This is a genomic window from Gluconobacter potus, from assembly GCF_015244705.1.
Classification (GTDB): Bacteria; Pseudomonadota; Alphaproteobacteria; order Acetobacterales; family Acetobacteraceae; genus Gluconobacter; species Gluconobacter potus.
In genome coordinates this window covers 1-9941 of sequence record NZ_JABCQF010000026.1, presented here as the reverse complement: position 1 = coordinate 9941, position 9941 = coordinate 1, and the positions used below count along the sequence as shown (strand labels likewise).

At 60.3% G+C, this 9941-nt stretch carries 10 protein-coding genes; 7 read left to right on the top strand and 3 right to left on the bottom strand.

From position 1 onward, the window contains the following. Positions 1-156 precede the first annotated feature (156 nt). From HKD31_RS15325 to HKD31_RS15305, 5 genes are all read left to right on the top strand, one after another. Positions 157-366, top strand: coding sequence for a hypothetical protein (locus HKD31_RS15325; protein WP_007284577.1), 210 nt, complete (start codon positions 157-159; stop codon positions 364-366). Between the two features lie 12 nt (positions 367-378). Beyond that, positions 379-798, top strand: a complete 420-nt coding sequence (locus HKD31_RS15320) for a single-stranded DNA-binding protein (protein WP_035367547.1) — start codon at positions 379-381, stop codon at positions 796-798. Between the two features lie 207 nt (positions 799-1005). Continuing rightward, positions 1006-1215, top strand: coding sequence for an antitoxin VbhA family protein (locus HKD31_RS15315; protein ID WP_035367548.1), 210 nt, complete (start codon positions 1006-1008; stop codon positions 1213-1215). Between the two features lie 12 nt (positions 1216-1227). After that, entirely contained in the window at positions 1228-2295 is a 1068-nt protein-coding gene (locus tag HKD31_RS15310) for a Fic/DOC family protein (protein WP_035367551.1), read from the top strand. Between the two features lie 43 nt (positions 2296-2338). Continuing rightward, positions 2339-2911: a DUF2726 domain-containing protein gene (locus HKD31_RS15305; protein WP_228120922.1), complete on the top strand. Its 573-nt coding sequence runs from the start codon at positions 2339-2341 to the stop codon at positions 2909-2911. Here the strand turns inward: HKD31_RS15305 and HKD31_RS15300 are convergent. The 3 genes from HKD31_RS15300 to HKD31_RS15290 are packed head-to-tail and all read right to left on the bottom strand — an operon-like array spanning position 2876 to position 4694. Further along, a complete protein-coding gene (locus tag HKD31_RS15300) occupies positions 2876-3112 on the bottom strand; it encodes a hypothetical protein (RefSeq protein WP_228120920.1) in 237 nt (78 codons plus the stop codon). The genes HKD31_RS15305 and HKD31_RS15300 overlap by 36 nt on opposite strands. 35 nt (positions 3113-3147) lie before the next feature. Beyond that, the gene (locus tag HKD31_RS15295) at positions 3148-3807 is read right to left on the bottom strand and encodes a hypothetical protein (RefSeq protein ID WP_007284571.1); all 660 of its coding nucleotides are present in this window, start codon (positions 3805-3807) and stop codon (positions 3148-3150) included. Next, complete coding sequence (locus tag HKD31_RS15290; RefSeq protein WP_035367553.1) at positions 3795-4694, bottom strand: P-loop NTPase family protein; 900 nt, start codon at positions 4692-4694, stop codon at positions 3795-3797. The genes HKD31_RS15295 and HKD31_RS15290 overlap by 13 nt, the downstream gene beginning before the upstream one ends. A 913-nt stretch (positions 4695-5607) precedes the next feature. On the opposite strand from HKD31_RS15290, the gene HKD31_RS15285 reads away from it, so the two are divergent. Beyond that, the gene (locus tag HKD31_RS15285; protein ID WP_035367557.1) at positions 5608-5928 is read left to right on the top strand and encodes a hypothetical protein; all 321 of its coding nucleotides are present in this window, start codon (positions 5608-5610) and stop codon (positions 5926-5928) included. Then, positions 5928-9590 carry a MobF family relaxase gene (mobF, locus tag HKD31_RS15280; RefSeq protein WP_194265671.1) on the top strand — a complete coding sequence of 1221 codons (3663 nt, stop codon included), beginning with the start codon at positions 5928-5930 and terminating at the stop codon, positions 9588-9590. The genes HKD31_RS15285 and mobF overlap by 1 nt, the downstream gene beginning before the upstream one ends. The last annotated feature ends 351 nt before the right edge of the window (positions 9591-9941 follow it).

The following is a 9941-nucleotide window of genomic DNA, read 5'->3' as shown; positions in this document are numbered from 1 at the left end:
ATACAAGGGTAATTTTTGTCGGGAAACCGCCATTTTCTGTGTGAAAAACTGCATTTTTCTCTTGCCTCTCTCTTATTATATCGTGTATATAATAAGAACACCGGGCGGGAAGGCGGGACCAGTCCCCAGCCGCTCGGTGGAGGGAGGGTAAACCCTATGTCAGATGTTTATCTGTCTGTTTTCGCCGGAGTATTCGGTGTTTTAACCTTTGTTTTCTTTGCCGCCGCGTATCTGTCGGAAGTCCCAGAGGCTCCATCAGAAGGCGTTCTGGAAAACCCGCGCTGTCTTCTTTGTGGCGCTCTTGCCTGTTGCTGTTTTGGCAGCTTCGTCGCGCTGATGTTCTGCCTCACACTTATCAATCATTGAAGGAGCTCAACCATGTTCCCATCCATCAATCTCTCTGGTCGTGTCGGCAAGGATGCGACGCGCAAGACGTTCGGTAACGGCGGCGGATATGTGGTTTTCCGCGTAGCGTGCTCGAAGAATGTTCGTTCGCAGCAGTCCGAAACCGGCTGGCGCGAGCTGACCGAATGGGTCGAAGTCCGCGTCGATCTCCGGCAGGAAAAGCGCGCCGAGTATGTCGAAAAAAATGCGACACAGGGGCGGCAGGTTGAGGTCCGGGGTGATCTGCGTTCAGCCACGTTCCGGCCGCAGGGCGCAACCAATGATGTCACGATCTGGTACGTCGATCCGATGGATTTCGAATTCAAGGGCCGTCCCGTACAGCAGCGCGGGCAGGGGGCCGATGCTCCACCGGCCGACCAGTGGGAGGGTGAAGATCCGTTCGACCGGAAATAAGCAGGGGAGGGGAGCCGTCTTCGGGCGGCTCTTCGCTTGATTTTTCAGGCCTGTTCGCGCACATGCTATCGTGTCGTCGCGTGACGGGTTTACCCTCCCATATTTGCTTCGCAAGATGCAGACACGCGGCGACACCATCCCCATAAATTCTTGGTTCCGCTTGCAAAAGCGGCTATTATGACCGCTTACCAGTCAGGAGTGAGCGTGATGGGACAGACCCTTTCCGCCAGACCGATCAGCGCAGACGAATCCGCGCAGCGTCGTCGCGCCGTCGAGGAAGCCCGGGCGGCAAACTACCGGCAGGGATATGTCCATGATCCGGTTCTCGAAGAGGCGAACGAACGCTATATCCGGGGCGTAATTTCGCTCGAAGACCTGCGCCGCGAGATGCGCGACGCCATCCGGGCCGGTCGCTAATTCGCGGCCGCCATGAGTACCGGCGATCCGGGGCGCGGTTATACCTATCCCACCAATTCCAACGATCCGGATCAGCAGGATGTCTTGCGCAACCGGCTGGACCTGCGGTCGCGCGCGGCACTCAATCGGGCCGAATACAGGATCACCAGTGACCGCATGATCGACATCCGGCTGGGCTCAGGCCCGGCCGGTAATTTCGATGCGGCGCACCTGAAAGCCATTCATCAGCACCTCTTCGGCGAGATTTACGAATGGGCCGGACATACGCGCAACGAACGGCCCGTTGTGGATGGACGGCCGGTCGAGCCTATCGAATTCATGACCAAGGGCAGCACGACTTTCCTGCCGGGTTCGAGGCTCGATCGCGGACTGGCCGAGGCATTCCGGCCGATCCGTGATCCCGATGTCCTGAAGGGCTCTAACGTCGAGCAGTTTTCCGCCGTGGCCGGTCGCGTCATGTCCGAGCTTAATTTTGTCCATCCTTTCCGCGAGGGAAATGGGCGGGTTCAGGAAGCCTTCATCGCCACGCTTGGACAGAAGTATGGGCATGATGTCGATTTCTCCGTTATCACCAAGCCGCGAATGCTGGCCGCCTCCATCGCGGGTGCTGATGACCCTGCCAACCCGGCCATGCGTCATCTGGTCGAGGACGCGACGGACCGCGGAAGGGTGGCTGCCCTTCGGACAGCGTTCGAGCATCTGCGACAGCAGGGTGCGGAGCCTTTGGCCCAAGACGTACGGACCGCGCGTCCCGGCGAACAGATCACGGGCGTACTGCTCGCCACAGATACGCACAGCAGCAGCGTGAACACGGGCAAGGGCATCATCGTCGTACCGACGCAGGATCTCGGCCGCCAGAGGGCGGCCTCAGGCGACGATGTGACCGTGACTGTCAAATCCGGGTTCTCCGCAGCTGCGGCAGACCGTACAGCGCAGGAAAAGCCCGCCGCCAGCCAGCGCGCTGCAAGCTACTGGTCCGGCCAGGTGCAGAAAGGGCAGGGCGCGCGATCCAGCCCCGCAGGCGTTATGAAGGAACCGGACGCGCCCGCAGCCAAGCCGCGAGGCCCGAAGCTCCGCTAACCAGAAGGACCGCGCCCTGTTTCTTTCTCCCGAAACGCTCTGGTTGATTGGCGGCTCCTGCGTAATTGGTGCGGTCGTATGGCATGTCCGCCGCCGGCCGCTTGGCGAGGCAACGCTGGCGACGCTCTCGCCCGGCACGCCGGCCGAGAGCGTGCAGGAACTGCCCGAGCAGAACCAGACAGGGCGGGAAGCTATCCTGCGCAAACGCTATCAGCCTAAAGCCCTTCTATCGGATTGGGAGCGCCGTGCCCTTCTTGCCTTTCGGTCGCAGATTCCAGCCGGACACTATGTTTGCCCGCAGGTGCGGCTTGCGGAGTTGGTAAGCATCGTGGTCGATCCACGCCGCTTTCCCGAGGCGTTGAATCGGGTGGCCGGTAAAAGTCTTGATTTCGTGGTGATCGAACTGGCGACGGGGCGGCCGGTCCTTGCCATCGAACTCGATGACAGAAGCCACCAGCAGCGACAGCGGCAGGACCGCGACCGCTTCGTCAACGACCTGATGGAAGCCCTCAACATTCCGTTGCAACGCTTTACGCCATCGATGTCGCTCGACGTTTCCGGGCACTTCGTGCCCGGTCCGTCAGCGCGTCAGGTACTTGCGCGGCCAGCGCGCTAAGGCAGCCAGCGCCGCACACACTCCGCCCGCGATGAATGTCTTGTACGCGATGAGGATTCCAGCCGACCAGAGCAGCGATGAACCATGAATGAAGCAGAGCACCGCCAATATGGCGGCCGGAAGGCCGACGACAAAAGCCAGAAGGGAGGCAAACGGGCGAAGCGCAAGCCGCAGGCCCGGATTGAGTGACATTCTCCGCATAGTCTGCCCTCCCTTATGATGACGTGTCCCTGACCTTATTTGTTGTCCTGTGCAGCAGGAGGCCGAGGCGGCTCAAGCCAGAGCGGCGCAGCACAGGCCTGTCGCCCGCCCTGATCGAAAGCATGAGCACGGCAGGCTGATAGGACAGCCGGAATGTCGTTATTCCGGACCAGTTCAATCAGGGCCGTCTCCGCGCCCGGGCCATGCTCCTGTAGCGCCGCGAACAGCGCACCCTTGTCGTAAAGACCGTTCGTCCTGCCGTTTTTCCAGCCCGTGCCGTATCCGACACAGGCCGCCGTGATGGCAAGCACTCCGGCAATGCCGCCCGCCATGAGCAGCGTCTTGAGCTTGACCGTGCGTTCCTGAACCTTCACCTGCGAAGCAGTCAGCTTCAGGAGTTGGGGAGCCAGTTCTTGAACGATTCCGGCTTTCTGGCCTTCAAGTTCCAGCCGTCCAGCTTCGACCGCATCGCTTCGCGCGCGATCGAGGTCCGCGCTGATGTCGCGATACTTGTTGAACGTCGCCTTGTAGAGCGCGGCCTGAGCACCCAGCGTCTCGGACATCGCGTGCAGGGCAACACCCAACGGATCATCCGTCAGGTGCGCCTTGGCAATCGCCAACTGTAGATCCTGTCTCGCGCTGGCGATCGCGCCTTCAAAATCGTCTGCCGGTTCGTCCTGGCTTACGGAAGCCATGACGTGATCCCAGCAAACCGGCGGTCCATCGCTTCGAGCCATGTCCGGACCTTCGAGCGGTCGAACATCCCGAGGGGAGGCGTGGTCAGGCCGTCGCGTGCGGCGCTGAACAAGCTCCGGCGGCTTTCGACGGCTGCCGCCGCATTGAGCCGGGGCATCCACAGCGGAACCGCGCCGTCCGTGACTTCATCCACGACCACGGCGCTTGTCAGCAGACGACCGAACGACTGGTCGCGGGTATGACCGATTTCCTTGGAGGCCTCGTTGAACACGATTGCCCGCGCGTCCGGTGAAAAACCACGCTCACGCAGCGTCGCGATCGGGGCCAGATCATCGACCTGCGATCCGACCAGCGAGATCAGGACGGGGACCGCACCGGCCTCGGCAATCGCTGACGCGAAACCCGGCATTTCGGCTGCCGTCTCGCGCAGTGTGGTATCGCCGCCGCCAAGATCGAGAACCGCTGTCGTCTGGTTCTCGACAGCGTATTCGATGAACCGCTGCATCCACTGCGCAACGCCTGCGGGATCGTCCGTGTTCGGTCGCGCCACGTCCTGAAAATACGACGAGAACGACGCATTGGTCGGGTCCAGGTCCGCCATAAGGATCGGCCGGTTGCCCAGCAGCGCACGTTCGGCCGCCCAACGTAGGAATGTGGTCTTGCCGGTCTTGCCGCGTCCGTTGACGAAGACGATTTTCGTCTTGCCGCTCAGGTCCATACCCTCGGCAATCATCGGCTCGGCTTCTTCGACCTTACGCGGCGTGAAGGGTTTCACGTCAAAGACGGGTTCCTGCGCGAGCGTCTGGTTCAGATCGAACTTCGCAGGCTGGACCGGCTTCTTGGCAGCAGGCGCAGGGTTTTTGTTGCCTGATTTCGTGTCGCTCATTATGATTCCTCAGTCTTTACAGGACGATTAGTTAGCATTGCTAAAGCATCGGCTCTTGAGCGTTTCGGCCGCTCAGGAGCCGTTTGCGTTTTTACCGCCTTTGGTTCGGCTGTCGGGGGTAAAGGGGTTCGCAGCGAGATCGGCTTGAACTCCGGTTCGCCTTCCATCCTTTCCGGGGCCTGTTCCAACCACGCTGGCGAGGGGTCCGCTGATGGGCTGATGGACGAGGCAGCAGGAGCCGGTTTCACGCCTCCCGGGACAACTGGCGTTCTCGCGGGAACCGCTCGAACTGTCGTCGCCTCTGACCTGTCCTTTCGCGCCTTGTACGCTTTCGCGCGCAAGATCGACCCCTTCATGGGCACCGCGGTTTTATACGTGATGCGCGCACGAGCCATCGCCCGGCCGACATCATCCCAAGACCAGCCCGCACTCACCATCGCACTAAGCTCCGGCTCATGAGCGCGTATCCACGGCATCACTTGATCCTGTGGGGTCCAGTCCTGGCTGAACCGATCCGCAGCCTCCTGCAATTCCTCTTCAGTGCGAGGACGTTTGCTCGGAACTCCACGGATGGTCTGTCTGTTGGCGTTTTTCATGGCTTGAGAAAAATTGCATTTTTCTTCCCGTCCGTCACCTTATTTTTTTATTCCGTAGCCTCTAGCGTGCCCTCTTTTGTAGCCTCTGCCGTATCCTCTTTTGTGTCCTGAGACGTGGCCTCTTTCGTGTCCTCTATCGTATCCTTCCGTGAGAGGTAGGAAGGTGAAGGGTGAGTGGCTTTTTTTCTACAGACCAAGTCATGCTAGACGCATGGGGTGAAAAGGTGCGAAAAGAGGGCACTGATTCCGGCGCATCGCCTTCCGATTCATTGCTCACGTTTTCGTGATAATGCCGGGAATAAGGAGCCCGAACCCTCATGGCGAAAGACACCGACGGGGCCTATCTCGCCCATGTTTCCGATACGCTGGAAGAGCACGGCAAGCAGCTCTCGGCCATTCAGACCGTCCTCGGGATGATGCTCGACACGCTTCAGGCGCAGACCGAAATGTTGACCGAAGTGCTGGCAGCCGCCAGAGACGAGCCGGGTGATTCTCCGGTTGCGCAGGCCCTCACCAACCTGACAGCCGCCGTGAGCGAGAACACCCAGGCCGTCAACACGATGGCCGAAAGCATGAACGATATGGCGTCTCAGCTTGTCGCTTCCGGTCACGAGGCGCCTGACACCCCGGCACCCTGATGCTGACCTATCGGACAGGCGCGGCCGGGGCCACGTCCGCCGCCAAGGCCATGAGTGAGCACCTGCTTCAGCAGACCCTTCCGCCCGAGATGGCCGTGATGGCGGAGTACTACGCGCAGGGTGTAAGACCCCCGACCCCGGCCGAGGCCGCTGCCACCCGCTATGCTGGCACCACGAGCGGGATGGATGACCTGGCCGACACGCTGGCAATGGAAATCGACCGCCTGCGAGAAGCCACGTCCGATTCGGACGACGTGCTGGCAGTCCGCGCAGCCGGAACCTTCGTGGCGGCCAATCTGATCGACCGGGCCAAAGCCGAGGAATTGTTGCAGCAACGCGCCGTGCCCTTCACTGCCGACGCACTTGATAGCGAGATCCGCAATGCCAGCGCCGCACGCGACTACAGCAGTGCGACAGCCGTCCCACGCCGGGACATGAATCCCGAACTGGCCGCGCGACTTGGGGTCGACCCCACGAAGGGCCTGACACCCGCCGAGGTCGCTCACCTTCTGAACGGGCAGCGAGCAGACGGACAGGATATTCCGGGGAAGACGAAAAGATCGGCCACGGAAGCAATCGGCAAAATCTTCGAGATGGATGAAAGCCGATTGCCCACGAGAACCGAACTGGAAGCCGTTCTGGCGGGCAAGACGGTTTCTGGCGGCGAGATACCTACCAAGAAAGCCGAACGGGCTGTACGGCGTTTTACGGCCGTCCTTGGTGCCGATGCGGCCAGCCTGACCAATGACCAACGCGAAAACATCCTGTCCGGGCGTATGGCCGACGGGCAGGAGTTGAGTGTGTCCGAATATCACGAGCGCATGGACACCAGTCGCGCCCGGATCGGGTATGTGGATTTCACCTTTTCCGCCCCCAAATCGGTTTCCGTTGCATGGGCATTCGCCCCGACGGAAGCCGAGCGCGGAATCATCCTTCAGGCACATCACGACGCGATCGCCTCGACCATGCAGGAAGTGGAAAAGGTGATTGGACGAGCGCGGAAAGGCGACGCCGGAAAAGATGGCTGGGACCCCGCATCCATCGGCTGGGTGTCCTTCGATCATTATACGGCACGGCCGACCGTTGAGATCATCCGGACAGATGACCAGGGCGAGGTCTTTACCGAGCTGCATACGCTCCGTCAGGGAGGGGGCCGGGTGCCAGGAGATATGCAGCTCCACACGCATACTGCCATTCTGAACGCGGCACTGACCGACGAGGGCCGCATGGGCGGTCTGTGGCTCGATCAGCTTAACGGCAAGGTCAAGGAGTGGGGAGCGGTCTATCAGGCCCACCTAGCGACGAACCTGCGCAAGCAGGGGGTCGATATGGTGCTGGACGAGCGCACGGAAATGGGCAGGGTTGCGGCCATTCCCGAGAGTGTCTGTGAACAGTTCAGCCGCCGCACGCTTTCAGGAACGGCCGCCGCGCGCGCCTATGCGGCAGGGCAGGGTCTTGATTGGGATACCCTCGATGCCAAGCGCAAAATCGGTCTTATCAAGCAGGGGGTGCAAGATCCACGCGGCGCGAAGTCGGACGATCTTACCGACATGGCCTCATGGCAGCACACAGCCGCAGAGATCGGATACAAGCACCGGAGTGTTCTCCGGCCCGATGAAATCGCACCCGAACGCGAACGGGCCGAGCGCCTGGAACACGCCTATGAAGCCGCGCAGCATGTCTTTGACAAGCAGCTTCAGCAGCGCGCATCTCTTGATGGTTCTGATGCCCGGATCGCCGCCGCCAAAGGATTGATCGCAGCGGGGATCGACACAGCGGCCGACATCAACGCCGTGACCGCAGCCATGCGCAACCGCGGCGTCCGCCAGCATGGACGGCAAACCTCCCTGATCTGGGGAGAAGTCAAAGACCCGGAAGGCAGAGAGCGGGTCGGAATCACGACCGCCCTTCACGAAAGCGAAGAGCACGACCTGATCCGCATGACGCGCGCGGCCGCGAAGGATCGCAGAGGCGCACTCACGGACAAGCAGATTGACCAAGCCGTGAAGGCCCATCCCGAACTCAGTTTCGAGAACGCGCACGGGCAGGCCCAACGCGCGATGATGGAAGATCTAGGGAAGGGCGGTCAGGTCGTTGTCGGAATCGGCGTTGCTGGTTCAGGAAAAACCACACTCCTGAAGCCGCTCGTAACCGCGTGGAAGCAGCAGGGTCGGGACGTTCACGGCATTGCCTTGGCCTGGCGACAGTCCGACGATCTGTCTGCTACGGGTATGGAAGTCGCCAAGACCCGCGCTCTGGAATCCTTCCTGCGCCGGATCGATAGCGGCAAGCTCAAACTCACCAAGAAATCCGTCGTCGTCGTTGACGAACTCAGCCTCTTGGGCACACGCCAGCTCAATGACATCCTCAGGAAGCGAGAGGACATCGGCTTCAAGTTGGTGATGATCGGTGACCCGAAACAGATGCAGTCCGTTGAGGCCGGCGCGGTTATCGAATTACTGCAACGAGGGCTGGGCAAGGAAAACATACCCCTCTTGGGGACATCCACGCGCCAGATTCAGCAGGAAGAGCGCGAAACCACCCTCATGTTTCGCAACGGGCAAACCGAGGAAGCCGTCAAGCGGAAGGCGGAAAATGGAACCCTGCATGTCGCACCGGGAGGCTACGAGGAAGCCATCAAGGCCGTGGTCGATCTCTGGGAGCAACGCCGCACGGAGAATGCCGAGCGCGACAAATACACCCTTTCGATCTCCACCCCGACGAATGCTGACGCCCACAACATTAGCCGCGCGATCCGCGATCGCCGGCGTGAGCTTGGGGAAATCGGCGCGGATCTGATTACCATCAAGGCACAGGCTACCGGAGAAAATACCTCTTATGACCTGCCTCTGGCACGCGGCGACAAGGTTCGCCTGTTCCAGCGGACGAATGCCCGCTTCCTCGGCACCAATTCGGGCGGAAATCTCGGCCGCAACGGCACTGTGGTTGAAGTCCGCGACATACGCGAAGAGGGGCTGGTTCTGCGAGGGGCCAATGGCCGGAATGGGCTGGTGAAATGGGACTCCCTCAAGGATAAGGAAACCGGTCGGTTTCTGCTATCCTATGGGGACGCGATGACCACCAATACCAGCCAGGGAGTCACCGTCACCGAGCATATTTTTGCTATTCCGGCCGGGTCACGAAATGTCACGGCGTTCGGTGCTTACACTTCGTCCAGCCGACACCGGGAGCAGACCTTTATCGTCACATCGGATGGCGCTGAACGGAGCGAGATTGCCGGCAGACGGCCTCTCGGGGATCAGCGCACAATTACCGCAACCGATGTCCAGAAAAATATCATCCGGAACTTCGAGCGGCAGCCGGAAAAAGAGACAGCACACGCCCTTTTGGAACGAGCAGAGAATATCCGGCGTGGCACCGTACGCGCCATGCAGCAGACAAAACAGGGTCTGGAAGTGCGGGAAGGAGAGGGCAAACAACGTGCTACCTTGGCAGGCCGTTTCTCAACCCGCCGCCACGAACACCAGGCATCCGAGGGCCTTAAAAACACGGCTGAAGCCATGAAGAACCGAAAGGGTATGATGGATCGGTTGCGTGAAATGACGGAAGCCTTGAAAGCGAAGGTCAGAACCATTCTCGCGCGCAAAACCGATGCCAAGGCACAGGAAAAGCAAAAAAAGCGGCGTAGTGCGCGCCTATAAGGTAGGGTCATGTCTGCAAATTATGAGCGTCCCAAGCCGATTGACACGATCCATTACCGGAAAGACTGTATCTTCCGCATTCATTGTGGCTGCGGTCATTTCATTATTGAACCTCTCGGACAGTTTGCTGCTGCCCGTGGCATTCCAATAACTACTCGGATTTATAAGGTCATCGACCGCCTCAAATGTACAAAATGTGGCGGACGCCCAACAGCAGAAGTGACACGCTACTGACAATCTGGGGTCGTTTGCGGGAGGGGGCGAAATCCTACGCTAAGCTGAGAACGCGCTTCCCATAATCCCTGAGCTCGCCCTTCGGTCCGACATATCTGTATAGAGTGACGCGCTCGA

Bases quoted from the DNA above. Each gene is read 5' to 3' on its own strand.
- HKD31_RS15300 (WP_228120920.1), bottom strand. From the start codon at position 3,112: ATGCGGAGAATGTCACTCAATCCGGGCCTGCGGCTTGCGCTTCGCCCG.
- HKD31_RS15290 (WP_035367553.1), bottom strand. From the start codon at position 4,694: ATGAGCGACACGAAATCAGGCAACAAAAACCCTGCGCCTGCTGCCAAG.
- HKD31_RS15285 (WP_035367557.1), top strand. From the start codon at position 5,608: ATGGCGAAAGACACCGACGGGGCCTATCTCGCCCATGTTTCCGATACG.
- HKD31_RS15325 (WP_007284577.1), top strand. From the start codon at position 157: ATGTCAGATGTTTATCTGTCTGTTTTCGCCGGAGTATTCGGTGTTTTA.
- HKD31_RS15315 (WP_035367548.1), top strand. From the start codon at position 1,006: ATGGGACAGACCCTTTCCGCCAGACCGATCAGCGCAGACGAATCCGCG.
- mobF (WP_194265671.1), top strand. From the start codon at position 5,928: ATGCTGACCTATCGGACAGGCGCGGCCGGGGCCACGTCCGCCGCCAAG.
- HKD31_RS15310 (WP_035367551.1), top strand. From the start codon at position 1,228: ATGAGTACCGGCGATCCGGGGCGCGGTTATACCTATCCCACCAATTCC.
- HKD31_RS15295 (WP_007284571.1), bottom strand. From the start codon at position 3,807: ATGGCTTCCGTAAGCCAGGACGAACCGGCAGACGATTTTGAAGGCGCG.
- HKD31_RS15320 (WP_035367547.1), top strand. From the start codon at position 379: ATGTTCCCATCCATCAATCTCTCTGGTCGTGTCGGCAAGGATGCGACG.